Raw genomic sequence first — 23,116 nt, forward strand, 5'->3', positions numbered from 1 at the left:
CGATGCGTCGTTCTTGGGCGGTGAGTATCGCCGCGTTCGTGGCGTCCGCGTCCCTACTCGTTTCCTGCGCACGCGATCCGGCGCTGGTCTTGTCGTCGGATGCGGCGACGACACCGGTCACAGCGACCAAGGTCCCCGCGGCCCCGCCGCCGCCGTCGATCATCGGCGGGACCGCTCCCGGATCGCTGGTGTCGGTGCAACCCCTCGACGACATTGCCGACGACATCGCCGAACTCGGTGCTACCGCTACGCGCGTTGTGTATCGGTCGACGTCGGGAACCGACGGTGAGCCGACGGATGTGTCAGGCACCGTAGTGATTCCCGGCGGCAGTGCACCGGAGGGTGGTTGGCCGGTCGTCTCGTTCGGGCATGGCACGACGGGCGTGTTGAACAATTGTGGTCCGTCCCAGTACGACAACCTGCTCGGCAGTGCGCCGATCGTTGCAGCGCTTGTGCTCAATGGCTACGCCGTCACGATGACGGACTATCAGGGACTGGGGCTCGACGGTAGTTACCACCCTTATCTCGACTCGAAAACGTTCGGCTACAACATGATCGATGCCGTCCGAGCCGCACGTAACTTCCTGCCCACGCTCAGTACCCGCTGGGCTGCGTACGGGGTATCGCTCGGCGGCATGGCGGCCTGGGCCGCCAGCGACCGCAATGCCGAATACGGCGGCGGGCTCGACCTTGTCGGGACTGCGGCAATCGTGCCGGTGTCCGACATGGCGGGTCTGGCAGATTCCGCCGCTGCCGGCACCTTGACTCGCGCGCAGTACCCGCTACTGATGTACGCATTGCACGGACTGGCGATCACCCACCCGGAGATGAATCTCGACGACTATCGTTCGGGTCTCGCGCGGGATCGATGGGACGATTTCATGCAGTGCGTGCCCCCAGGCTCGGATGCCGTGCCGGAGTTGGTGGCAGCTCTGACGGCGACGGATCTTCGACCCGTCAGTCAAGAAGCCGCGGATCGGCTTCGTGGTTGGTTGTCGGATATGGCTCTGCCGAAACAGAAGTCCGACACGCCACTGTTGGTGATGTACGGGTCGGAGGACGATCTGATCCTGCAGGCGTGGACCGAGAAGGCATTGGCCAGTGCGTGCGACTCCGGTGACGAAGTGGAGTACGAACTGCACTACGGCGAGGGCCACGGTGATGTGGACAGCAGCCGTTCGGTGCCATGGGTCAAAGCTCGCTTCGCCGGTCAACGTGTGGACAACACATGCGAGCAGCGTCGATGAGGGACCCGTATGGGGTGGGACCGGTACCCACGCTTGCTGATTACGGGCGCATGCTGCGCGACGGGTGGGTGCTGATACTCGCAGCGACGATTCTGTCTCTCGGTGCGGCCTGGCTTGCGACGTCCCTTGTCGCCCCGACTTACAGTGCGTCCTCGCGAGTGTTTCTCACTGCGCCTGGGCCGTCGTCTCCGCGGGCAGCCCTGGAGGGCAACCGCAGCTCGCTCGCGCGAGTGGAAAGCTTCGCGGGGCTTGCCGTCAGTGATCAGGTACTGCGGCGTGTGATTCTCGATGTCGGCCTCGATATTTCACCAGAGCAGTTGAAAACCGATCTTCTCGTGGTCCCCACGCCGGGTTCGGCATTGATCGACATCACCGCCAACTACGGGGATGCGGCACAGGCACGGGACATTGCGAACTCCGCTGCGCTGAGTCTGATTCAACTCACCAGGGAAATAGATCTCGGCAAGGATGGACCGGTGTCGGAGGTGACGTTGGTCGATGCGGCGACACTGCCCGGTTCGTCTGTGCTGCCGGTGCTCTCGTCGAATCTCGTCCTCGGAGGGGGGATGGGATTCACTGTTGCGGCGGTGTTGGTACTCGCCACTGGAATCCGCCGAGACTCGATTCTCTCGCGCGCTCAGGTCGAGGACATCGTGCGAGAGAGTCGCGAGAGCTTCGAAAACTCAGGGGGAGTGGCTCGATGAAGAAAACAGTGTGCGCGCTCGCAGTGTCGTTGACGGTTCTGGCGGCTGGGTGCGGTAATGAATCTGCCGCGGTCGGCGCGGGCTCCGACTCGGTCGCATTCGGTGGAAAGATCCAAGCGGATTACGACGACTCGGGGCCTGGAAGTCTGGTGAGTGCGGACAACCTGCTCACGATCGATCGACGCCTCAGCGGTATTTCCGACATCGCAGCGCGAGTGGTGTACACCTCGACTTCGGGGATCGACGGTTCTGCGACGAAGGTCTCCGGCACTATTTTCTCTCCGCAAGGCCGAGCGCCGGAGGGAGGTTGGCCGATAGTCGCCTACGGCCACGGCACGACTGGCGTGCTTCCGGATTGCGGCCCGTCGACAGATCCCGAATTGCTCGGAAGCTCGACTATCGTGACGGCTCTCGTACGTTCGGGTTATGTGGTGACGGTGTCCGACTATCAAGGGCTCGGTCTGGAAGGTTCGTATCATCCATACCTGGATGCGCGGACCGCGGCGAACAACCTCGTCGACTCGGTTCGGGCAGCGCAGAAACTGGTACCCGATACATCGGATCGATGGGCGTCTTTCGGTGGTTCGCAGGGCGGGCAGGCAGCGTGGGCGGCCAACGAAATCGCCGCCACCTACGGCCAGGGTCTCGAACTTGCCGGTTCGGTGTCGCTCGTCCCGGCCGCCGACATAACCGGGCTTGCCCGAGCGGCGGCGGAGGGCACGTTGACGGCCGACCAGAAACCGCTGCTGCAGTGGGTGCTCGTCGGGCTTGCCAAGTCGCATCCCGAGATCGATCTGGACGACTATCGCCGGGGCGTCGTCGAGCAGTACTGGGACGAATTGTCCGCGTGTGGTGGGCCTCTTGCGGCCGACCGCACATCGATTGCAGCGCAGATCGGCAATGACGACCTCGAGCCGTCGACGCCCGAGGCCGAGCGTGCGCTGGAAGGATATCTGCGTGAGATGAGCGTCCCGCAGGCGCCTGCGACTGCGCCGATGCTGGTGATGTATGGCGGTAAGGACACGCTCGTGTCGCAGCCGTGGACGGACGGTGCGATCGCGGCCGGATGTGCACGAGGAGATTCCATTCAACCGGTCCTCCAACCGGAGGCCGGACACGCTGGCATCGACGGTGCTGCTGCGTTCCCGTGGTTGACAGACCGGTTCGCCGGCGTCCCAGCTACCAGCTATTGCCCGGCGCTCCCAGCGCCCTGACACCTAAGGCATCGCCATGAGCGCAACACCGGAGGACACCGCAGCGGCAGCCCGTGTGTCTGTCACAACAGCCCCTGTGTCTTCCACAATCGACAAGAAGCGCCCGGCGCGCATCCTCGGCCTCGACGGTCCACGAGGGGTCGCGTGCCTGTGCGTGCTGGCAGTGCACGTCGGCGGGCACAACAGCCCAGAGACGGTGTCGGTGTTCAAGTTGGGCTTGCTCGGTCAGGGTCTGATCTTCTTCTTCGCGCTGTCCGGATTCCTGATCTTCCTGCCGATGGTTCGCCGGTTGTTCGCGGGGAAGCCCATGCCGGACAACAAGAGCTATGCGATTCACCGCATCCTTCGAGTGTTCCCGGCCTACCTGGTGATCTTCCTGTTCGCGAACTTCGTGATGCGGGCGGTGTTCGTGCAGAATGCCGCGGTCGCCGAGAGCAATTTCTCCGATTCCGGACTCGGCATGCTCACCGACCCGTTGACGTTGCTCGGCAATCTCACGCTCCTGCACTCGTACTTCCCGTCGATGTTGCAGACTGGTATCAACCCCTCGTGGTCGTTGACGCTCGAGTTGGCCTTCTATGTCGCGTTGCCGCTCCTTGCGGGTATCTCCTTCTACCTGAGCAAGCGGACCACGATCAGCGCTCCGGTACTGGCGATGATTCCGGTGGCCGCGATGTTCGTCATCGGAGTCACCGGCAAGGTCTATGCCGCGAGCAGGGTTGCGCCGTCGGGCATCACCGCGCCGCTGCTGTTGGACTGGGGGAACAACGAGGTTGCCGTACTCAGCCGCAGCTTCTGGTCGCTCGCAGACAATTTCACATTCGGGATGCTGGCGTCCGTCATCTTCGTCGCCGTCGACAACGGAGATCTGAAGGGCTGGATCTCCTCGAAGATGCGGTGGTGGACCGGGCTGGCGATGATCCCCGTCGCAGGCATCTCGCTGAAATTGATCGACGACAACTCCCGCTGGCAGTCCACTTTCGTCTCGCTCGGATCCGCGTTGTTGATCCTGTTCATCATCGCGCCGCTTGCCCGGGGTGAGAAGTCCAAGATCGCCGAGTGGGCGGACTGGGCGCCGCTCAGTTACATCGGCGCGATCTCGCTCAGTGTGTATTTGTGGCACTTCCCGGTGCTCATCATGGTCGGCCGGTTCGGTTGGCTGAACAACAGTGATACCCCTGCAGCGATGCTGTGGAATTTCGTGGTCGTCGCGGTCGTCAGCGTCTCATTCGGAACGGTGACCTATCGCCTGGTCGAGAAGCCTGCCCTGGAGCTTGCGCGTAAATTCAAGTCTGTCCGATAAATTCGTGGGTGCGACGTCGCTGGCAATGACCGCCGGAGAGAGTGTGATGCTCTCGTTCATCGACGAGTGGAGTCAGCTGCCCTTCGCCGGTCCGTACATTCGAGGGACGCAGCAACTCGACGCCGACGGCGGCGCCTGGCGATACTTCGGGCATGGACTCCGGAGCTGGGCTAGCCGGTGCGACTCGGCCTCGGGTTCGGTAGTGGAGACGCGATGAGGCTTCTGGTGTTGCTCGTGGCCGCTTGCCTGGCTCTGACTGGTTGTGCGTCGGCGATGTCGTTGGCGTTCAGTGCCCCGGGGATGGTGGGTATCGCGATGCTGCCCGAGGACCCGGTGCCCATCGAAATTTCCGATCCGGGTACTGGTGCGGGATCGGTGATCTACGCCGAAACGCTTCCCAATCTTCCGTTCACCGCGACATGGGGCGGTATGAATTCGGCACGGGTGGTGTATCGATCAGTCGATGACAGTGAGGTGTCCGGCACCGTCTTCACCCCCAGCGGTGACGCCCCCGACGGTGGTTGGCCGGTCATCTCCTTCGGACACGGTACGACGGGGATACTGCCCGAGTGCGGGCCGTCGCTGTCCCGAACCCTGTTGGGTACAGTGGATCTCGCTTCGGGGTTCACGCGTGCGGGGTATGCCGTAACCGTAACCGACTATGAGGGGCTCGGGCACCGGGGTGTGCACAAGTATCTCGACAACGAGACTGCCGGGTACAACGTGATCGATGCTGTTCGCGCACTGCGGCATACGTTCCCCGACATCTCCGATCGGTGGGTCGCCTTCGGAGGCTCGCAGGGTGGCGGTGCTACCTGGGCTGCCAACGAACAGGCCGGTTACGCACCGGAACTGGATATGTTGGGTTCGGTGAGTTTGGCGCCGGCTGCGAACATGACCGGGCTGGTGGACAAGTCGATCGACGGAACCTTGACCGCAGACCAAGCGCCGTTGATGGAGTGGGTGATCGAATCGCTCGCCCGGGCATACCCCGATGTCGATCGCGACGACTATCGAAGCGGCGCGGTCGCTGCGGACTGGGATGCTCTGACGGGCTGCACCCCGGCTGATGCGTCGGCCCGCGGGGAAGCCGCCGCGCGAATCGGCCCGACCGATTTCGCTCCCAAGACCCCAGAAGCCGAGGCTCTGCTGAGGTCGCAACTCGACGAGATGTCTGTGCCGAGGCAGAAGGCGTCGGCGCCGATGATGGTGGTGTACGGAGATGCCGACACCTTTATCGACGTGGCGTGGACGGACGCGGCGCTGGCGAAAGCATGTGCGCTCGGCGATGTCGTCACCATCGACCGACAACCGGGCAAAGGGCATGGCGACGTCAACGGTGACGCGGTCAATCAGTGGATAGGTGAGCGGTTCGCCGGCGATCCTACCTCCAACGACTGCGACTGAAGGTGGGGCAATGATCGATAGTCTGAAAGTTCGCTTGAAAGATGTGATCAAGCGTCGACTGGGAACAGGGCTGCCCGTAACACCGTTCGACGAGCCGTACTTGATTGTCGCGGTGCTCGGTCAGTCCAACGCTCATGGCGCCGGCAACGGGCTCGATCGGAACGGGCTGGACGCGCCGCATCCCCGGGTGCATCAGTGGGCTGCGTCGGGTACCTCCAAGGACACCATCGTCGCAGGCTGTGACCCGCTGTTTCACGAAGTCCCCTCGAAGGGTGTGGGATTCGCTTGTTCGTTCGCGGTCCAGCTGGCCGAGTCGACCGGCAGGCCGGTGCTGTTGGTTCCCTATGCGCGCGGCGATTCGGCATTCGCTCGGGTACGGGGCGTCTCGTGGGATCCGGCCGACCGCGGTGCACGGCTGAACCTGCTGTGGAACGGCATGCAGCGCATCAGGTCTGCCGTCGCTATGGGCAACGAACTGGCCGTCGTGCTGTGGCATCAGGGGGAGAGCGACGTTCCGCTCACCACCGGCCCGGTCTACGCGGAGAAGTTGGATAGCGTGATCGACACTCTGCGAGATGAATTCGGGGACGTCCCGTTCGTTGTCGGGCAGATGGTTCCCGACGAGATCGCGTCGGGGCACCCGAATTATGAAATCATCGACGCTGTCCATCGGGACACACCTCGTCGTCGTAGCGGAGTCGTGTTCGTCCCAGGCCCTGCAGGGATGTACAACAGCGAGACCGAAAAGATCCACTACAACGCTGCAGGCCAACGCGAGCTGGGCGCCCGAATGTGGAAGGCGTTTGCCGAGATGGGCTGAGTTTTCCTTCCCGTGAACCCTCCAGGGGGTGGACACCGCTCAGTTGGCTTCGTGAATGTCCAGTTCCAGCAGGTAGTGATTGAGTGCGATACCTGCCTTCGAGCCGGCGGCCACCGAGTTGACCAGCTGCGCCGCCGAGTCGACGACGTTTCCGGCCGCCCACACTCCCGGAACGCTGGTACGACCGGTGGGATCGACGGTTACCCAGCCATCCTCTGTCGTTTCGCAGCCCAAATCGGTCAGCAACTCGTCGCGAGGAATGAACCGGGGCCCGACGAATACTGACGCGCGTGAGATGCTGTCGCCGTTCTCGAGCGCGACCGCTCGCACCCTGCCGTCCTGTGTGGCAATGTGGCTCACTCGGCCGTCGATGATCCGTGCTCGCGGAGAAATACGCTTGCGTTCCTCCGTGGTCAATTCGATTGTGTTCGTGAAGAATACGATATCCGACGACCACTGCCGTAGGAGCGCCGCCTGATGAACACTGAACGGCCGGTTGTCTCCACCGATGACTGCGATCGGGGTATCGCGGACTTCGTGTCCATGGCAGTACGGGCAGTGCAGCACGTCGATACCCCATTGCTCGGCGACGCCGGGGATGTCCGGGAGTTCGTCGTGCAAGCCGGTGGCGACCAATACTGACCTGGTCTCGAGTTCTGCTGTGCCGCAGCGCACGAGAAAGCCATTCGATTTCGGTTCGATGGCCCGTGCACGATCATTGATGATGGTGCCGCCGTATTCGACCACCTCGGCGCGCCCCGCGTCGAGCAACTCCGTCGGCGATATTCCTTCCCGCGTCAAGAAGCCGTGAACATGCTGGGCGGGAGAATTGCGGGGTTCGCCCGAGTCGACAACAGCCACCCGTCGGCGAGAGCGGGTAAGCATCAGGGCGGCACTCAGCCCTGCTGCGCTTCCGCCGACGATTACGACGTCGTATGTCATGTGGGCTCCTGTTTTTGGGTGAGATACGCTGCGAAGGTAGCAAATTGTCAACTAGTTAACAAATGGTGGTGGCCATGACTGCTGAGACCTTGCGAACTCGAACTTGCAGACTGTGGAACGAGCGCCGTCCTGAGGTCGACACCTCGCCGATGGAGGTGGTAGCGCAGGTCAAGCGCATCACGAGCCTGCTGGAGTTGGCGGTGGAACCGATATACCGGGAGGCCGGGGTGACATCGTCGGAGGTCGAGTTGCTCGTTCCACTCAGGCACACCGAGGAACCTGTGACGGCGATTCGGCTTGCCGAGCTCCTGGGAATGACTCGTGCAGGAGTGAGCAAGACCTTGGCCAAGATGGAAAGGCGCAATCTCATTGTTCGCGTTACCAATCCAGCCGACAGACGGTCCTCTCTCATCAAGACGACCGTGGAAGGCAACCGAATCGTCGACGATGTGTTTCCTCGTGAGTTGGAGGCGCACGGGAACCTGTTTGCGGGGCTGGGTGAGGAACGACGGGCTGTGCTCGACGCCTTGGACCGCCTCGCCGTTACGATGGAAACTCGCCTGGATGTAGCGGCTCGTGCTGTGAATCCACCGGTAATGTGAACTCTCGTTGTGTCGCTAAGGTTCGGACTTTGTTCCGTCGAGTCACCAGTTCCGGGCCGGCGCGTCCTCGCGGTGGTGCCTCCCAGGCCTCGGCTTCTCAGGGGAGTGGCAGTGCTGACATTTCAGCTCCTATCGCCGGACCGGACCTGTGTCGAAATCGGGGTCAGGTGTTCAGATTCAGATGGGCCCAGGAGTTGTTGACGTAGCCTTTCGGGTTCCACAGCTGCGCTGCAGATTCGGGTTGGGTGGCGGCGGTGTTGTCCCATGCCCTGGCGAGAAGGTCGGTTCGGCCGGGCTCGATGTCGATGACGGCGCTCCACAGCCGCCACACCCACGGTCCGTTTTCGTCGTGAAGCTCTGCCTCGGCCCAGGTATGGCCGTCGTCGGCGGAGATCTCGACGCGTTCGATGCTTCGATCGTCGCCGGCGAACGCATAGCCGTGCACCGTCACTGGTCCGGGTTGCACGGTGCTGTGCTGGGCAGGGGTGAGGAAATCGCAGTTCAGTGCCACCGAGGACAGGGAAATTCCATCCCCGGGTCCGGCTGTCGACGGGTCGACGTCCGGCGCGAGAACTCGGTAGGCGACTGCTTGAAAGTAGTTGTCGGAGGGGTGGTCCTGGACGGTGATCGAGTCGACCCATTTGACGCTGCGGGCTCCGATGAAGCCGGGGACGACCACACGGACCGGGCCGCCGTGGATGCGAGGGAGGGGTTGGTCGTTCATCTCGAAGGCAAGCAAGGTTTCTTCGCTAAGCGCTTTGGTCAAGGGGATGGAGCTGCCGTAGCGCTGCGGGGGTGACGCGATGTCGGAGATGTCGGGGCCGGTGAATGCCACGTGCATGCCCGGTCCTAGAACATCGACGTCGACTCCCGTCGAGCGCAAGACGTCTCCGAGTCGCACACCTCGCCATGAGGCGGTCGATGTCGCGCCGGGACCCCACGGGTCTTCACCGGGGATGTCGCGGATCTCGAGGAACCCGCGACGGCGGTTGCCGGCACATTGAAGGGTGGCGGCAAGGGTGACCGTTGTGAACTGCGATCGCAGTTCGTCGAAGGTGAGCTCGACAGGGGCAGCACCGGGAACGGTCAGTGCCGTCGTCCATTCGGCTACCCCGATGTCGGGGATGGGGCCGTGATTGCGGCTGTAGAACGTGTTGATGGCGGTGAGATGGTTCTGCGCCAATGCTGCGGTGTGCGGTTCGGCGTTGTACGGATCGAGTTCATGAACGACGTTGTCGGCCCGCTTGTTCCACGTCGTCATCTGGTACCCGTGCTCTCGTTCGGCAACTGAAAGGGTCGGTCGAGCGATGGAGAAACGGTGTGGAGCGTCCGATTCCGTGGTTCGATCCGGACGAGGGGAGCTTCTCACGCGGCCAGGAACAGATGTCCTCGTAGGCTGCCGCGGAAAGTGTGGGCGGCGACGGTGCCCCAGGCGGCGAGCAGAACCACATACAGTCCGACGGCAATAACATCGACGGGGGTCGAGCCGAGGGCACCCCCCAAGGCGGTGGCGCCGGTGACGCACGTGCCGATGGGGAAGGTGAACGACCACCAGGTGAGAGAGAAGGTCAGTCCCTGCCGCGCGGCGTGCACTGTCAGTGCAGTGGCGAGAGTGAACATCAGTATTCCGAAGCCGCCCATCGTCAGTCCGAAAACGATGCCGAAAACGTGCAACCCAGTTGCGACCGCAGCGGTGTCGCCCGCGAATGCCAACGGGGCATCGTTACCGAGAAGGTTTGCTGCGGTGATGGACTGGCCGATCATGCCGAGAGTGATCCACACGGTCGGTGCGGCCTGCACCGACGGGATGCCTCCGTGGACCAGGCGTCCGTAGATCAGTGTCATCGTCAGCATCCCGATGATCAGCGACAGACCGAACATCGCGTAGCAGCCCGCGAGCATCGCGAGCCTCCCCTGGCCTTGGTCGATGTGAGGAAGAAGAAGGGCGCCGGTGGATGCGGACACCATCGGCGGCACGATGGGCATCAGCCATGCCGGGAGCGCGACGGCGGTCTCGTGATCGTGGGCGGTGATCATCAAATACGGTACGAGCACACTGGTGAGCAGTCCGAGCACGGTGCCCGCGGTCCACAACACGGCGAACACGGTGGTCGCGGCCGTTGCGCCGAGGAGGTCTTCGCCCAGCAGCATCGTACCGGCGCCGACCGTCAGCAGAGCCATCGGCGGCGCGCCGTAGAACTGAACCATCACCGGGTGAGCGGCGTGTTCGCGTGCGTGGGTGCGGTGTCGAACCCAGTGCACACCGAACGCGGTCGACAGGGCTATCAACGCGACAGACGCGGAGATCCATACTGCGGTGGCAAATACGTGCAGGCCGGGGATGCGCGCTGGGAGGGTGGCTGCAGCATTGGCGACGATGCCGGTCCCCATCACGGAGGCAAACCAGTTCGGGGTGATGTGCTCGAACAGTCGGCCGGGGCGGTCGAGCGCCGGGAGTAGCCGGTGCGTGCGCTCGGGCGCCGCGCTACTCGATAGCGACGCGGTGATGGAGCTGAACGCTGTCGTGGTCATGCCTCCACACTGGCCGACCATCGGGTGCCTGGGTAGAGGCCATCCTCTTGTAGGCCCACAAAAGTAGATTGTGTCGCCTGGCCGGTGTCGTGTCGGCCGGAAACGGAGTTCGAGTCAAAGGCTGTCTGTTTCGACGGCATTGTCGTAGTCGTCGTCGATCAGTACGACGGTGCGGTCTGCTCTGTCGAGGATGGAGGCTGCGATCGAGGCGCGGTAGCCCGATGCGCAGTGCACCCACAGTTCACCGGCTGGGACTTCCGCGAGTCGATGCGGCAGTTCGTGGAGGGGGATGTTGACGGCGCCGTGGATGTGGCCGTCCGTGTACTCGGAGTGTTGACGCGTGTCGAGTATGGCTACCTCGCGCTCACCGGTAGCGCCGGCGAGTCCGGCAAAGTCGGACACTTCGTAGGATCTGAGCTCTCCGTCGCCGACCAATGTGTGGATTTCGCCGACTGCGGAGCCGGACGGGTGGTCGACGCCGATGCGTGCGAGTTCGCGTGTGGCATCGGCGATGTCGTCGGAGGTTTCGCCGATGAGTGTCAGCGGCGCACCCCACTGGTACAGCCATCCCAGGTAGGTGACGAAGCTGGTCGAGAGTTCGAAGCCGAGGGATCCGCCTAGGTGTCCGGCTGCGAAGGCGGTGCGTGCCCGGAGGTCGACGACCCATTCTCCAGCGGCGGTGCGGCGGCGCAATTCTTCCGGATCGATGGGTTCGGGCAGAGACAGGTCTATCGGTGCCGGGCCTTCGGTGTTGATGACGCCCATGTGGGCGTAGTAGGCGGGGTACGCGGACAGCCCTGCGATCAGTTCGTCGACGTAGGCCTGCTCGCCCTGGGTCAACGCCGGGTTCGACTGACGTTGTTCGCCGATGGTGGATGAGTCGCCGCTGGTGGGGGTGGCGGAACAGAAGCTACCGAACCCGTGAGTCGGGTAGACGTCGACGTCGGCGGGGAGTTCTGCGGCGATACGCCTCACCGAGTGGAACTGCGCGTGGGTGAGTTCGTCGGTGTGTGTGGAGCCGAGCAGGTCTGTGCGGCCGGTAGATCCGTAGAGCATCGAGCCGCCGGTGAAGATGGCGATTGGCTCGCTGTCTTTGCGAAGTACGTAGCTGACGTGGTGATGAGTGTGGCCCGGTGTGTGCATGACCTGAAATGTCATCGAATTCGTGGCGATGACGTCTCCGTCGACGACGGCTCGGCGCTCGTATTCGACGGGATCGCCGTCCGGGACGACGTACTCGGCGCCCGTGGCACGAGCGAGTTCCAGTCCGCCGGTGACGTAATCGTTGTGGATGTGGGTCTCGAGTACGTGCGTGATCGCGGCGTTCTTCTCCTGTGCCAGTGCGTAGATCCTGTCGATGTCGCGTTGTGGATCGATCACCACCGCAACGCCGTCGTGACTGATCAGGTAACTGCGGTCGCCAAGGCTAGAGGTGTCGATGATGGCGATGTCGGGATCGGTCGTGCTCATGCGGATACTCCCGGGATGTTGTCAGCTCACCTCGCTTCGGGTGTGAGAGCGGGTGCTCAGGCCAGTGCGAGGAAGAGTTTTTCGAGTTCTGCTTCGGTCATGGGCTGCTTGTTGTCGGCGGTCTCGCCGGTCATGCACTCACGAAGGCCGGTGGCGACGATCTTGAAGCCAGCTTTGTCGAGGGCCCTCGAGACGGCGGCTAGTTGGGTGACCACGTCTTTGCAGTCGCGTCCGTTTTCGATCATCCCGATCACGCCTGCCAGTTGGCCGTGCGCTCGTCGCAGCCGGTTGAGTACCAATGCGATGCTGTCTTCGTCGCCGATCATTTCGGTCTCCTCGGTGTGTGGTGATGGTTCGACCAGATTACCCCTGGGGGCATATGGCGACGTGAGTCGACGCCATCGGTCAGGAGAGAACGACGATGTCGAGGAGGACGTAGCCGGCGACGGCGAACACCAGGTAGGCGAACCACTGCCGGATCTTGTCGGTGTCGACGCGAGTGCTGAACCGTCCGGCCGCCAGCGAACCCACGATTGCAGCGCCGGCGAACGCAGCTGTCAGTACCCAGTTGCCCCCGAGCCCGTCTGCCTGAGCGATCAATCCTGCGGCGGAGTTGGCGACAATGACGACAAGGGATGTTCCGACCGCGACACTCATCTCGATACCCAGCAGCAGCACCAGCGCGGGGATGATCAAGAATCCCCCGCCGACGCCGAACAGTCCGGTGAGGACTCCGACACCGAATCCGGTGGGTATGGACCGCGGTGCGCACCGGCGCCAATTGATTCCGGAATTGCCGGTGGCGCAGGCCGTTCCGACGTCTTCGGTGCTTCGCAGCATGCGCGTCCCGGCGATGATCATGACGATCGCGAAACCGATCATCACGGCGGTCTCGGGCACATGCCTCCCCAGGGCAGTTCCGGCCAGGGTGCCGACGATGCCGGTTGCTGCGAAGATCGCTGCCAGCCGCCATTGGATGCGCCGGGCCCGAATCTTGGGGATGGCCCCCGTCGCGGAGGCGACGCCGATCACCAACAGTGACGTCGGTATCGCCTCCGACAACGGCAGCCCGAGTGCGTAGACCAGTATCGGAACGGCCAGGATCGACCCACCGCCGCCGAGGAGGCCGAGCAGGACTCCGACGGCGACGCCGAGGATCAGCGCCAGGGTCAGTGTCATCAGCTACTTGCTGCGCCCTGGCCGCCGAGTGCGTCGATAGCGGCCTGCAGGGTGGTGGTGGCCTCGGCGGCGACGTCGGAGAGTGCGGGCTCGCCGGTTGCCTCGACCATGATGGCGGGGTTCATTGCTTCCACGATGATCGACCCCGGTGTGGTGGTGTCGGCGCGGACGACGACGTTGCAGGGCAGCAGCAGGCCGATCTGTCGCATGATCCCGACGGCGCGGTGCGCGAGGGTGGGATTGCAGGCACCGAGGATCAGGTACTGCTCCATGTCTTCGCCGAGTTTGGCTTTGAGCGTGGCTTGCATGTCTATTTCGGTCAGCACACCGAAACCTTGTTCGGACAGGGCTGCTTTGACGGATTCGACGGCGGTGTCGAAGTCGGTATCGGTCAATGTGGTCGACAGTGCGATGTTCATGATGGGAATTCCTTCCGGTCGTCCTACTGCGGTCATGTGTGTGCCTACCCGTTTCCAGGGTGGCGGCGGCTGAACCTGTCGATCATGATTCCTTCCGTTCGGTGGTGTGATCGTCAGTGCGAGAAGCTGATCGACGGCAAGGCCTTGCGGAGCCAGGCCGGCGACCACCAAGCGGCGTGTCCGGTCAGTCGTAGAAGGACTGGGAGGAGGACCAGTCTGATCAGGAAGGCATCGAGCAGGACGGCGACACCGAGGATGATGCCCATTTCTTTCGGTGGGAGTGGATCGGAGAGTGCGAAAGTGAAGAACACGGCGACCATGACGGCGGCGGCGGCGAAGATGACGCGCCCGGAGTGGGCGAGCCCGTCGACCTGGGCGGATTTGGGGTCGCCGGTCTTCTCGTAGTGCTCTTTGGCGGTGGCCAGCAAGAACACGGTGTAGTCCATTGCGATGGCGAAGATCATTGCGAAGAAGAACACCGGCCCCCAGCCGTCGAGGAAGCCCTGTGGGGTGAAACCGAGCAGTGACGCTCCGTGCCCGTCCTGGAAGATCAGCTTCGCGACGCCGAAAGCGGCTGCGGTCGAGAGCAGGCTGACGGCGGTGCCGAGGACAGCGATCAGCGGCGCTTGCAGTGCAACGAGCAGCAGGACGAAGCCGAGGGTGAGGATGATGCCGACGACGAGCGGTAGGTAGTCGTTCAGGGCTTGCTGCAGGTCGAGGTTCTCTGCCGGTGCACCGCCGACCAGCGCGGACTCCGGGAGCTGTGCACGTAAATCGTCCAAGATGGTGCCCATGCGCTCATCCGATGGGTCCACTGCCGGAAGTGCCTGCAGCAGTGAATAATCTGAGCCGTCCGTTGCCGGTTGGGGCGGGGTGAGCATCGATACTCCGTCGATGGCTGTCGCAGCGGCAGCGGTGTCTGCCGCGTCGGACGAGGGCACGACGATCTGCAGCGCGCCGGGAGCGCCGTCGCCGAACTGGGCCTGAACCAGCTCGTAGCCTTGGCGTACGGGTGCGTCCTCGGGGACGACGGCGATCGAGGGCATCGCCACCTTCAACCCCAGAACCGGTAACGCGAGCGCGATCAAGATTCCGACCGATACGACGGCGAACGGCCACGGGTGCTTGTGCAGTAATTCTCCCCAGGCCGCAAACCTCGGGGAGCGATGCTGCTGGCGTTTGGCGTAGGGAAGCGAGGCGGCGTTGACCTTGGGCCCGAGTGCACCGAGGGTTGCCGGCAGCAATGTCATCGTGGCGATCAGGACGAAGGTGACAGCCAGCATGATTCCCACGGCCATCGTCCGCACAGCCGGTGCCGGCACGAGTAGGACAGCGGAGAGGCTGACCAGGACTGTCAGACCGGATAGGACGACGGCCTTGCCTGCGGTATCCATGGTTTCGGCAACCGCTGCCTGTGGACCGGCCTTGCGCAGCGCATCGCGGAAGCGAGCGACGATGAACAGGGCGTAGTCGATGCCGAGGGCGAGGGCGAACATCATCGCGAAATTCATTGCCCACACCGAGACCGGGGTGACCTCGTTGAGCAGCACCAGTCCGCCGGCGGAGGCGACGAGTCCGGCGACGGTCAGCAGCAGCGGTAGGCCGGCGGCGACGAGGGATCCGAACGCGAGGACCATGATCGCCAATGTAACCGGCCAGGAGAACAATTCGGCCTGGATCATTGCGTCGTGGTTGGCTTTGTTGAAGTCCGACCACAATGCGGAAGATCCGGTGGGGTAGACCTCGATACCGTTGCCCGACAGTGCAGTCAGATCGGCTTTGACGTCGTCGACGGCTTTGACCATGTCGTCGGTGCTCGCGTTGGCACCGGCGATGAGGATGCCGGTGTGCCCGTCGGGGCTGATCGTCATACCCTCCTGCGGGGCGACGATGGCTCCGAAGCGAGAGTCGCCGTCGAACACGGCCGCGACGTCGGTAAGTCTTTGCTGCACGGCAGGGTCATCGATCGTTGCAGTGTCGGAGTGAACGACCACCTGGACCGCGGCGGACGAGTTCCCGCCGAAGTGCTGTTGGGCTAGCTCGCGGACCTGCACGGATTCGGATCCGTTGGCCTGCCATCCAGCACCGGCGAGAGACGAAAACACCGATGGCGCTGCCGATCCCAGCACGATCAGCGCTATCAACCACACTCCGAACACCCATCGGCGGCGGGCGGCCATCGCGCCTCCCAGGCGTCCGAGCGGGCCGGGCGTGGATGCGCGATCGCGGGAATCACGACTGGTGACCATGGTGTCGGGCACAGACATAGCTTCTCCTGATACGGGTGGGGGTATTTTTTTCGGGCGAACTCGATACCTCCGGGATTTTCGGTCCGTGGTCGAGGGCTAGCGGCGGAACAGGGAGCGGAAGGGGCCGTCCCGTGTGGTTCTACCGCATGTCGGGCTTGGGGCGGGGTAACACACGGTCGGTCCTCTCGGTGGGGTGCTACCCACTCTGGCATATACCGAGGGGGGTATGCAAGTACCCCCGGGGGTATCGGGATCACTGTTGAATCAGCTTTGGCCGGACGGGGCGCTGAAGTGCGCTCTACTGTTGTCGGCGTGAGAATTCTTGTGACGGGTAGTTCTGGCCACCTCGGGGAGGCGCTGGTTCGCACCATGCGATCGCGCGGGCAAGACGTCGTCGGGATCGATATTTCAGCGACGCCGTGGACAACTCATGTGGCATCGGTGACCGATCGTTCGGCGGTGCGTGATGCGCTGGACGGGGTCGACCGGTCCCTCGAAACATCTATGGCGCAACCAAGACCGCAGCCGAGAATCTGTGTGCGCTGTTCCATCAGGAGCATGGTCTATCGGTCGTCGTACTGCGCACTTCCCGATTCTTTCCCGAGGCCGACGACAGGCCGGAAGTTCAGGTGGCATATCCCGATACGAACCTGAAAGTGAACGAGTTGCTCTATCGGCGAGTCGACATCGCCGATGCGGTGGATCCACATCAATGCGCTCTGGCGTCGGCCGACGAGCTGGGCTTCGGACGTTACATCATCAGTGCAACAACACCGTTCGACGAATCGGACCGCGCGGAATTGAGGGTCGATGCTCCCGCTGTGGTACGTCGTCACTTTCCTCGATACGCAGATATCTACGACACGTTGGGCTGGAAGATGTTCCCGAGCCTGGACCGCGTCTACGTGAACACTGCTGCGCGACGCGACCTCGGGTGGGAACCGAAGCACGGATTCGGGTGGGCTCTCGGGCGTCTCGAGCAAGGCAGATCTCCGTTCAGCGAGCTCGCAACGATCGTCGGGGCCAAGGGCTACCACGATCGTCCGACAGGTCCGTATACGACGTAGCACGATGGAAAGCTCACGCCGGGTCCTGCACGATCCCGCACCCGCGATCCGGGCTAATCTCACGGCTGACCCGACGACCTAAACTGTCCGCATGACCGTCCTGAAATCGATCCTTCTCTTCGTCGTCGCGGCGGTGTTCGAGATCGGCGGAGCGTGGCTGGTGTGGCAGGGAGTCCGCGAGCACAAAGGCTGGTTGTGGATCGGCCTCGGTGTAATTGCCCTCGGTGTATACGGTTTTGTCGCAACCCTGCAGCCCGACGCGAACTTCGGACGCATTCTCGCTGCCTACGGCGGAGTGTTCGTTGCGGGTTCGTTGCTGTGGGCGATGGTGATGGACGGCTTCCGCCCCGATCGATACGACACGATCGGGGCTTCGGTGTGCCTCATCGGCGTCGCAGTGATCATGTACGCCCCACGCTGAGCAGTCGGTCCGCCTACCTCAGTAATCCGCACCCGATGCATGAGCAGCGGAGTGTCGGCCGAAGTGCACATTTTCCGAGGGTGCGGCAAGCAACTCCGTAGCCCTGTCGGCAGTGACCGGGCGGCTCATCAGATATCCCTGCCCGAGTTCGCAACCGATGGCGCGGACCGCATCCAACTGTTCGACGGTCTCGATTCCCTCCGCCACGACGTTGACGTCGAATGCCTTGGCGAGGGCCGTGATTGCGGAGACGATGGCGTGCGGGCGGGCGCCGGGGAGTTCGGAGACGTACGACCGGTCGATCTTGAAGCATTCGAACACCGGGTATCGGTCGAGGTAGGAGATGCTGCTGTGGCCCTTGCCGAAGTCGTCGAGCAGTAGCCGGACACCCATCCCGTGCAGGGCAGCGAGGGTGTCGGTGACGCGAGCAGTGTCGGCCACCCATACGGTCTCGGTGATCTCCAGTCCGAGAACGGCCGGCGGTAGCCCCGTCTTGGCCAGAACGGCGTCGACATGAGCAGGAAAATCCGCGTCGTGCAGTTGCAGCGCACTGACGTTGACGCGGATGGTGATGTTGTAGTCGGTCCACCAGAGTGCAGCGCGTATACATGCGGTGGTGAGAGCCCAGGTTCCCAATTCTGCTATCAGCCCGGTGCGTTCGGCGACAGCAATGAATTCCGTCGGCCCGATCGGCCCGAGAACAGGGTGCGTCCATCGAGCGAGTGCCTCCATGGAAACGATGGAGCCCGAAGCGAGGTCATAGATGGGTTGGTACGCGAGAGTGAGTTCGTCGCGATCCAGAGCTGCCCTCAGATCGATCGAGAGCGTTCTTATCCGCTCGGCATCGTAGATGTCGCCCCGGTCGAACACCGCGTTCCTGCCGGATCCGCTTTCTTTGGCGCGGTACATCGCGAGGTCTGCGCGGTGGATCAGTTGGCGGCGTGAGGTGCCGGGCTCGGAGACCGTGATTCCGATGCTCGCGCTCAGCGGCCGCGGTGCGTCGCCTTCGGGATCCGGACCTGCGATTGCCGCGGTGATCTCGCGGGCGAGGCGTCGGGCATGGTCTATGTCGTCGACGTCGCCCACGACCAAGAACTCGTCGCCTCCCAGCCGCGCGACCGTATCCGAGTGTCGCACAGCGGAACGCAAGCGTTCCGCGAAGCGTGTGAGCGCCACGTCCCCGGCGTCGTGGCCCAGACTGTCGTTGATGATCTTGAGGTCGTCGATGTCGAGCAGCAGAACCGCAACGACGGTTCCGTCGCGTTCGGCGCGTTCGATCGCGTTGTCGATGCATTCGTACGCGCCCGCCCTGTTGAGCAGCCCGGTGAGTTGGTCGCTCATGCTGCGTTGGCGCAGTTGACGGTCGAGTTCGACGCGCCGAATCGCGGCCGAGAGTACATCGGCGACGGTGTGAAGAAAGCCGATATCACGGTCGGCGTATCCGCGAACGGCGTGGCTGTACACCGACAGAACTCCCCACGGGGCCGTCAGTCCTGCTATCGGAACCCCGATGCCGCTGCGGAGGTCGAAGGTTTCCATGATGGTCGATTCGAACCGTGTCTCGGTCAGCGTGTCGCTGCACACCACCACCTCGCCGGTGAGCAGGGTGTACCCCGACAGTGATTTGTTGCCCGCCGGAAGCGCTGATTCAGGAATAGGTTCTCGGCTGCTCGCTTCGAGCACGAGCTGCGAGGAGCCTGTATCGGAAATGCGGGCCACCATAGCGTCGTCGACGCCGGTGAGGGCGGTTGCTGCCGTCACTGCAGCGGCGAGCAACTCCGACAACTCGCCGGTGATCGCGAGTCGGCCCAGCGCCGCCAATGCTGACTGCTCGGTCGCGTACTGGACGGAGGATTCGACGGCGTTTTGCAGGCGGACGTTGCGCTCGGCATCTTTTCGACGATCCCGAATGATGGTGGCAACGGATTTCGGTACGCCCTCACCGTTGTCGATGACGAAGGCCGAAATGGCGACAGCGATGCCCTCTCCCGTGACGAAGTGTCGGAGCTCGCTGCGGCCCTTCCAGAAGCCGTCGCGCGCCAATGCTGTTTCGACGTCTCCGGAGACTCCCAGGCCGGCAGAGGTGAAGAAGTCGACTGTGGTCGAGTCGAAAGGCTTCCATGAGTCCGGTAGTCCCACCAATGCCCGTCCGGCAGGGTTCACGTAGCGGACGCTCCCCGTCCATTCCGACAGAGCCACCATGTCGGGTGCGAGGTCGACGACGGCTCGCAGCGCGGCGAGTTCGTCGGTGAAGGCATCTGTCATGGGCCACCTGGCTGATGTGGTCGGAAAATATCGGCCGACGCGAGGGCTGCACAACGGTAGTAAAATCATACCCGGGGGTATTGCCGTCGTCCGACGTTCGGCTCTGACGGTTACCCTCGGATATGCCCGCACACACGCCGATAACCGGCTTGGAAAGCACATTTGCCCGGGAAGTGCCGGGTCTGACGGTGCCGTGGCAGGGTGCGCACGCCCCCCAGCCTCGCGTGGTGGCCTTCAACGAGCGGCTCGCTCGGGAGCTTCACCTCGATGTCGAGGCACTGCGATCGGCCCCGGAAGTCCTCTCCGGATCCACGGCGCCCGAGGGCTCCAGCCCAGTTGCGATGGCCTATTCGGGCCACCAGTTCGGCGGGTACGCGCCGCTACTCGGTGACGGTCGCGCGTTGTTGGTCGGCGAGCTCGACATCGACGGTCGCCGGGTTGACCTGCACCTCAAGGGTTCGGGTCGCACCCCGTTCTCACGCGGCGGCGACGGCTTGGCGGTCGTTGGGCCGATGCTTCGTGAGTACCTGGTCAGCGAGGCGATGCACGCGCTCGCCATCCCCACTACCCGGTCGCTGGCGGTGACCACGACCGGCCAGGATGTCCTGCGCGAGGGCCCCGAGCCCGGTGCCGTCCTCGCCCGCGTCGCGGCCAGCCACATACGCGTCGGGACGTTCGAGTACGCCGTTCGGCAGGAAGGGCTGGTACAGCCTCTCGCCGACTATGCGATCGCCCGGCACTATCCTTCGGCTGAGGGTGACTATCTGGCGTTCTTCGGCGCTGTCGTCGAAGCGCAGGCGTCCCTGGTGGCGCAGTGGATGCTCACCGGGTTCGTGCACGGAGTGATGAACACGGACAACACCACTATTTCGGGGCAGACCATCGACTACGGGCCGTGTGCATTTCTCGATGCGTTCGACCGCTCGGCGGTGTTCAGCTCGATCGATCACAGTGGCCGCTATGCGTTCGGGAACCAGCCTGCGGTTCTGCAGTGGAATCTGGCGCGGTTCGGTGAAACGTTGCTGAGTTTGATCGGGCCTACTCCCGAGGAGGCGATCGCGCCGGTGACGGCAGTGCTCGACACCTTTTTCGAGCGTTACGAACGCCATTTCAACGCGGGTATGGCGGCGAAACTCGGCCTGGACAGCGTCGAGACGGCATTGGTCCACGACCTGCTGAACATCATGGAACGCGGCGGCCTGGACTGGACCGGGACGTTCCGCGCGCTGTCACGAGGGACGTCGTCGGTCGATGCCGAGTGGATTTCGCGCTGGCGAGCTCTCGGCCCTTCCTTCGACGAGATGGACCTCGTCAATCCGCTGTACATTCCGCGGAACCATCTCCTCGACGCTGCACTGAAAGCTGCGACTGCGGGGGACCTCGGCCCGTTCGAGGCTCTACTGGACGTAGTCACTCATCCCTTTGCTCAGCGCGACGAGTGGGCCGAATTCACCCGGCCGGCGCCGCAAGAATTTCAGACGGGGTTTCAGACGTTCTGCGGGACATGACTTGTGGGTGTTGCTGCGCGGTCGGACCCGCCGCGAGTGTCGAGGCGACGTTGTGGGCCTGCCGAACACTGTGGCGCACAACAAGATCAGCCTCTTCGAGGCGAATCCGACGTCGCCGAGCAATACCGCACGGCGCGGCCGGTGATCACCAGGATGCCGATGGCTGTGGTGACCGTTACAGCGTCGTGCACACTCATTGCCAGCGCGATGGTTGTGAATAGTGCGATCGTGCCCAGAGCGTCGAGCACTGTCCTGATTGTCCTCGTATCGAGGAGAATCGGAACTTCGGTGGTGGTGTCTGTACAGACGGACATGAATATGGGCCCTCCCTCTTCCGGCTACCTGTACCCCGGTCGAATAAATCTCAACCTTGGACGAGTGGAGGTGAGGAAGGGCCCCGTGCAAAGAATCTAGCTCGCGTGTTCTGCTTCGTACGCTTCGACGATGCCCGCGGGAATGCGGCCGCGATCGTTGACGTCGTATCCGCTGTCGGCTGCCCACTGACGGATGGCGCGGGTTTGAGCGGGATCACGCTTGGTGATTGCTTGCGTCTTGGGTGTCGATTTGGTGGCCGTCCCGGCTGTGGTCACTTTGCGCTTGCGTCCACCGATGCGGGTTGCGTGATCTACGTAGTACTCGATCTTCTTACGAAAGTCGTTGGCGTTCTTGGTCTTCAGATCGATAACGTAGTCGACGCCGTCGAGTGTGAACTCGATGGATTCGCCTTCGCCTTCTGCGATTGCGGTGCCGTCGATGTCGTCGACCAATTCATAGATAACTTGCTTCGCCACGGTGCGAGGTCCTCTCGAGGTTCGAATTCTACTCGAGGGTAGCGAACAAAGTTTGATTGTGCGAAAACGAGGTATCATACTGAGCTGCCCGTTTCGATCATTCGCTAAAGAAAGTAATCGGAATCTCTGGATGAATCGGTACACGCCGACGCGGGCCGCCTTCGGTGGCGAACAAACACTCTTTTTTCTATTCAGTATCTGCAGTAAGTAATAGACCTCGATCCGCTCCGCACGTGACGGCAACCAATACCGCGGTCAGCCCGGGGGCTATTTCCGCCGCATCGATGCGCCCGATTTGTCTGCATGTACGCAACTGTTGCGCAGCGGATCAATCGGCGGCAACTATGCCTGCCAGGAAAATGTCGATTCCCGCGAGGAATTGTTCGCGGTCGTCGTGTTCGCGTAGCTGTGGTGATATCTGATGCAGGAACGGAAACTGCTCAGGGTCGAGCTGTGCCCACCGATCGGCGATGCTGCCGAGGAATGCGGATCTGTCGGCCCGTCCGGCGACAAGTCTTGCAACCGCTGCATGTTGGGCTGCCAGTCCGATGATGTAGTTCAGCAACGCCGAGGCGGCATGGAATTGCAGCTCTCGTGGAACCTCCAGTGCCTGAAGTTGCCGACCGATCTCGTCGAGAATTCGGGTGGCGGCCGGTTGCCACGGCTCTCCGGCCAGTTGTGTGCCCACCCAAGGGTGGGCGTCGATGGCATCGAACACCCCTGAGGCCATGGTCCGGATCGCTTTTTTCGGGCCGGCCTTGTCCGCCGTCACCGTCATCGCCTCGGCGACGACGTTCTCGGTGGCTGCGGTCAGCAGGTCTCGTTTGTTGTCGACATGCCAGTAGATCGCGCCGCTGCCGGTGGCCAGGCGGGCGGCGAGCGCGCGGAACGTCAGCGCGGCTTCGCCCGCGGCGTCGAGGATCTCGATCGCGGCGTCGACGATGCCTTCCTTCGAGAGCTTCGACTTCGTGGCCAT

General features: G+C 63.1%; 22 protein-coding genes and 1 pseudogene. 11 read left to right on the top strand and 12 right to left on the bottom strand.

Translation table 11 applies throughout. The annotated features are described in order from the left end of the window. Positions 1–2 precede the first annotated feature (2 nt). The 7 genes from QMK17_RS20085 to QMK17_RS20115 are packed head-to-tail and all read left to right on the top strand — an operon-like array spanning position 3 to position 6,695. On the top strand, positions 3–1,247 hold the full coding sequence (locus QMK17_RS20085) for a lipase family protein (RefSeq protein ID WP_283511060.1): 1,245 nt from the start codon (positions 3–5) through the stop codon (positions 1,245–1,247). After that, on the top strand, positions 1,244–1,951 hold the full coding sequence (locus QMK17_RS20090; RefSeq protein ID WP_283511061.1) for a YveK family protein: 708 nt from the start codon (positions 1,244–1,246) through the stop codon (positions 1,949–1,951). The genes QMK17_RS20085 and QMK17_RS20090 overlap by 4 nt, the downstream gene beginning before the upstream one ends. Further along, positions 1,948–3,165 (top strand): lipase family protein, encoded by a 1,218-nt coding sequence (locus QMK17_RS20095; protein ID WP_283511062.1) that lies wholly within the window; start codon positions 1,948–1,950, stop codon positions 3,163–3,165. Before QMK17_RS20090 ends, QMK17_RS20095 begins: the two co-directional genes overlap by 4 nt. A 16-nt stretch (positions 3,166–3,181) precedes the next feature. Then, positions 3,182–4,468, top strand: coding sequence for an acyltransferase family protein (locus QMK17_RS20100; RefSeq protein WP_283511063.1), 1,287 nt, complete (start codon positions 3,182–3,184; stop codon positions 4,466–4,468). A gap of 4 nt (positions 4,469–4,472) precedes the next feature. Further along, positions 4,473–4,685: a hypothetical protein gene (locus tag QMK17_RS20105; RefSeq protein ID WP_283511064.1), complete on the top strand. Its 213-nt coding sequence runs from the start codon at positions 4,473–4,475 to the stop codon at positions 4,683–4,685. Continuing rightward, positions 4,682–5,875, top strand: a complete 1,194-nt coding sequence (locus QMK17_RS20110; protein WP_283511065.1) for a lipase family protein — start codon at positions 4,682–4,684, stop codon at positions 5,873–5,875. The genes QMK17_RS20105 and QMK17_RS20110 overlap by 4 nt, the downstream gene beginning before the upstream one ends. A gap of 10 nt (positions 5,876–5,885) precedes the next feature. Then, entirely contained in the window at positions 5,886–6,695 is an 810-nt protein-coding gene (locus QMK17_RS20115) for a sialate O-acetylesterase (protein ID WP_283511066.1), read from the top strand. A 39-nt stretch (positions 6,696–6,734) separates the two neighbouring features. Here QMK17_RS20115 and QMK17_RS20120 read toward each other — a convergent pair whose 3' ends face one another. Continuing rightward, positions 6,735–7,637 carry an NAD(P)/FAD-dependent oxidoreductase gene (locus QMK17_RS20120; RefSeq protein ID WP_283511067.1) on the bottom strand — a complete coding sequence of 301 codons (903 nt, stop codon included), beginning with the start codon at positions 7,635–7,637 and terminating at the stop codon, positions 6,735–6,737. Between the two features lie 74 nt (positions 7,638–7,711). Here QMK17_RS20120 and QMK17_RS20125 point away from each other — a divergent pair, with 74 nt between their 5' ends. Continuing rightward, positions 7,712–8,239 (top strand): MarR family winged helix-turn-helix transcriptional regulator, encoded by a 528-nt coding sequence (locus tag QMK17_RS20125; protein WP_283511068.1) that lies wholly within the window; start codon positions 7,712–7,714, stop codon positions 8,237–8,239. Positions 8,240–8,402: 163 nt separating this feature from the next. On the opposite strand, the gene QMK17_RS20130 is transcribed toward QMK17_RS20125, so the two are convergent. The 7 genes from QMK17_RS20130 to QMK17_RS20160 all read right to left on the bottom strand — a co-directional run bounded on the left by QMK17_RS20130 (position 8,403) and on the right by QMK17_RS20160 (position 16,106). Continuing rightward, a complete protein-coding gene (locus QMK17_RS20130) occupies positions 8,403–9,500 on the bottom strand; it encodes a sulfite oxidase (RefSeq protein ID WP_283511069.1) in 1,098 nt (365 codons plus the stop codon). Between the two features lie 104 nt (positions 9,501–9,604). Continuing rightward, complete coding sequence (locus QMK17_RS20135; RefSeq protein ID WP_283511070.1) at positions 9,605–10,771, bottom strand: TDT family transporter; 1,167 nt, start codon at positions 10,769–10,771, stop codon at positions 9,605–9,607. A gap of 114 nt (positions 10,772–10,885) precedes the next feature. Next, positions 10,886–12,241 carry an MBL fold metallo-hydrolase gene (locus QMK17_RS20140; protein ID WP_283511071.1) on the bottom strand — a complete coding sequence of 452 codons (1,356 nt, stop codon included), beginning with the start codon at positions 12,239–12,241 and terminating at the stop codon, positions 10,886–10,888. 56 nt (positions 12,242–12,297) lie between these two features. Beyond that, positions 12,298–12,567: a metal-sensitive transcriptional regulator gene (locus QMK17_RS20145; protein WP_283511072.1), complete on the bottom strand. Its 270-nt coding sequence runs from the start codon at positions 12,565–12,567 to the stop codon at positions 12,298–12,300. Between the two features lie 79 nt (positions 12,568–12,646). Continuing rightward, positions 12,647–13,420, bottom strand: a complete 774-nt coding sequence (locus tag QMK17_RS20150) for a sulfite exporter TauE/SafE family protein (RefSeq protein WP_283511073.1) — start codon at positions 13,418–13,420, stop codon at positions 12,647–12,649. Further along, positions 13,420–13,839, bottom strand: a complete 420-nt coding sequence (locus QMK17_RS20155; protein WP_283511074.1) for a DUF302 domain-containing protein — start codon at positions 13,837–13,839, stop codon at positions 13,420–13,422. Before QMK17_RS20155 ends, QMK17_RS20150 begins: the two co-directional genes overlap by 1 nt. A 113-nt stretch (positions 13,840–13,952) precedes the next feature. Continuing rightward, complete coding sequence (locus tag QMK17_RS20160) at positions 13,953–16,106, bottom strand: MMPL family transporter (RefSeq protein ID WP_283511075.1); 2,154 nt, start codon at positions 16,104–16,106, stop codon at positions 13,953–13,955. Positions 16,107–16,457: 351 nt separating this feature from the next. Between QMK17_RS20160 and QMK17_RS26525 the strand changes: the two are divergent. Beyond that, positions 16,458–17,155: pseudogene (locus QMK17_RS26525) on the top strand (NAD-dependent epimerase/dehydratase family protein). A 91-nt stretch (positions 17,156–17,246) separates the two neighbouring features. Beyond that, a complete protein-coding gene (locus QMK17_RS20175) occupies positions 17,247–17,576 on the top strand; it encodes a YnfA family protein (RefSeq protein WP_283511077.1) in 330 nt (109 codons plus the stop codon). Between the two features lie 18 nt (positions 17,577–17,594). Here the strand turns inward: QMK17_RS20175 and QMK17_RS20180 are convergent, their stop codons facing one another. Further along, the gene (locus QMK17_RS20180) at positions 17,595–19,841 is read right to left on the bottom strand and encodes a putative bifunctional diguanylate cyclase/phosphodiesterase (protein ID WP_283511078.1); all 2,247 of its coding nucleotides are present in this window, start codon (positions 19,839–19,841) and stop codon (positions 17,595–17,597) included. Positions 19,842–19,963: 122 nt separating this feature from the next. Between QMK17_RS20180 and QMK17_RS20185 the strand changes: the two genes are divergently transcribed. After that, complete coding sequence (locus QMK17_RS20185) at positions 19,964–21,349, top strand: protein adenylyltransferase SelO (RefSeq protein WP_283511079.1); 1,386 nt, start codon at positions 19,964–19,966, stop codon at positions 21,347–21,349. Positions 21,350–21,435: 86 nt separating this feature from the next. Here the strand turns inward: QMK17_RS20185 and QMK17_RS20190 are convergent, their stop codons facing one another. The 3 genes from QMK17_RS20190 to QMK17_RS20200 form a co-directional block, all read right to left on the bottom strand. Beyond that, positions 21,436–21,663 carry a hypothetical protein gene (locus tag QMK17_RS20190; RefSeq protein ID WP_283511080.1) on the bottom strand — a complete coding sequence of 76 codons (228 nt, stop codon included), beginning with the start codon at positions 21,661–21,663 and terminating at the stop codon, positions 21,436–21,438. A gap of 96 nt (positions 21,664–21,759) precedes the next feature. Beyond that, positions 21,760–22,140, bottom strand: a complete 381-nt coding sequence (locus QMK17_RS20195; RefSeq protein ID WP_283511081.1) for a histone-like nucleoid-structuring protein Lsr2 — start codon at positions 22,138–22,140, stop codon at positions 21,760–21,762. Between the two features lie 328 nt (positions 22,141–22,468). Further along, the gene (locus QMK17_RS20200; protein ID WP_283511082.1) at positions 22,469–23,116 is read right to left on the bottom strand and encodes a TetR/AcrR family transcriptional regulator; all 648 of its coding nucleotides are present in this window, start codon (positions 23,114–23,116) and stop codon (positions 22,469–22,471) included.

The organism is Rhodococcus sp. G-MC3, from assembly GCF_030063335.1.
Taxonomy (GTDB): domain Bacteria; phylum Actinomycetota; class Actinomycetes; order Mycobacteriales; family Mycobacteriaceae; genus Rhodococcoides.

Coding starts and splice junctions, on each gene's coding strand:
- QMK17_RS20085 (WP_283511060.1), top strand. CDS start 3: ATGCGTCGTTCTTGGGCGGTGAGTATCGCCGCGTTCGTGGCGTCCGCG.
- QMK17_RS20090 (WP_283511061.1), top strand. CDS start 1,244: ATGAGGGACCCGTATGGGGTGGGACCGGTACCCACGCTTGCTGATTAC.
- QMK17_RS20095 (WP_283511062.1), top strand. CDS start 1,948: ATGAAGAAAACAGTGTGCGCGCTCGCAGTGTCGTTGACGGTTCTGGCG.
- QMK17_RS20100 (WP_283511063.1), top strand. CDS start 3,182: ATGAGCGCAACACCGGAGGACACCGCAGCGGCAGCCCGTGTGTCTGTC.
- QMK17_RS20110 (WP_283511065.1), top strand. CDS start 4,682: ATGAGGCTTCTGGTGTTGCTCGTGGCCGCTTGCCTGGCTCTGACTGGT.
- QMK17_RS20115 (WP_283511066.1), top strand. CDS start 5,886: ATGATCGATAGTCTGAAAGTTCGCTTGAAAGATGTGATCAAGCGTCGA.
- QMK17_RS20120 (WP_283511067.1), bottom strand. CDS start 7,637: ATGACATACGACGTCGTAATCGTCGGCGGAAGCGCAGCAGGGCTGAGT.
- QMK17_RS20125 (WP_283511068.1), top strand. CDS start 7,712: ATGACTGCTGAGACCTTGCGAACTCGAACTTGCAGACTGTGGAACGAG.
- QMK17_RS20130 (WP_283511069.1), bottom strand. CDS start 9,500: ATGACGACGTGGAACAAGCGGGCCGACAACGTCGTTCATGAACTCGAT.
- QMK17_RS20135 (WP_283511070.1), bottom strand. CDS start 10,771: ATGACCACGACAGCGTTCAGCTCCATCACCGCGTCGCTATCGAGTAGC.
- QMK17_RS20140 (WP_283511071.1), bottom strand. CDS start 12,241: ATGAGCACGACCGATCCCGACATCGCCATCATCGACACCTCTAGCCTT.
- QMK17_RS20145 (WP_283511072.1), bottom strand. CDS start 12,567: ATGATCGGCGACGAAGACAGCATCGCATTGGTACTCAACCGGCTGCGA.
- QMK17_RS20150 (WP_283511073.1), bottom strand. CDS start 13,420: ATGACACTGACCCTGGCGCTGATCCTCGGCGTCGCCGTCGGAGTCCTG.
- QMK17_RS20155 (WP_283511074.1), bottom strand. CDS start 13,839: ATGAACATCGCACTGTCGACCACATTGACCGATACCGACTTCGACACC.
- QMK17_RS20160 (WP_283511075.1), bottom strand. CDS start 16,106: ATGTCTGTGCCCGACACCATGGTCACCAGTCGTGATTCCCGCGATCGC.
- QMK17_RS20175 (WP_283511077.1), top strand. CDS start 17,247: ATGACCGTCCTGAAATCGATCCTTCTCTTCGTCGTCGCGGCGGTGTTC.
- QMK17_RS20180 (WP_283511078.1), bottom strand. CDS start 19,841: ATGACAGATGCCTTCACCGACGAACTCGCCGCGCTGCGAGCCGTCGTC.
- QMK17_RS20185 (WP_283511079.1), top strand. CDS start 19,964: ATGCCCGCACACACGCCGATAACCGGCTTGGAAAGCACATTTGCCCGG.
- QMK17_RS20190 (WP_283511080.1), bottom strand. CDS start 21,663: ATGTCCGTCTGTACAGACACCACCACCGAAGTTCCGATTCTCCTCGAT.
- QMK17_RS20200 (WP_283511082.1), bottom strand. CDS start 23,116: ATGGCCACGAAGTCGAAGCTCTCGAAGGAAGGCATCGTCGACGCCGCG.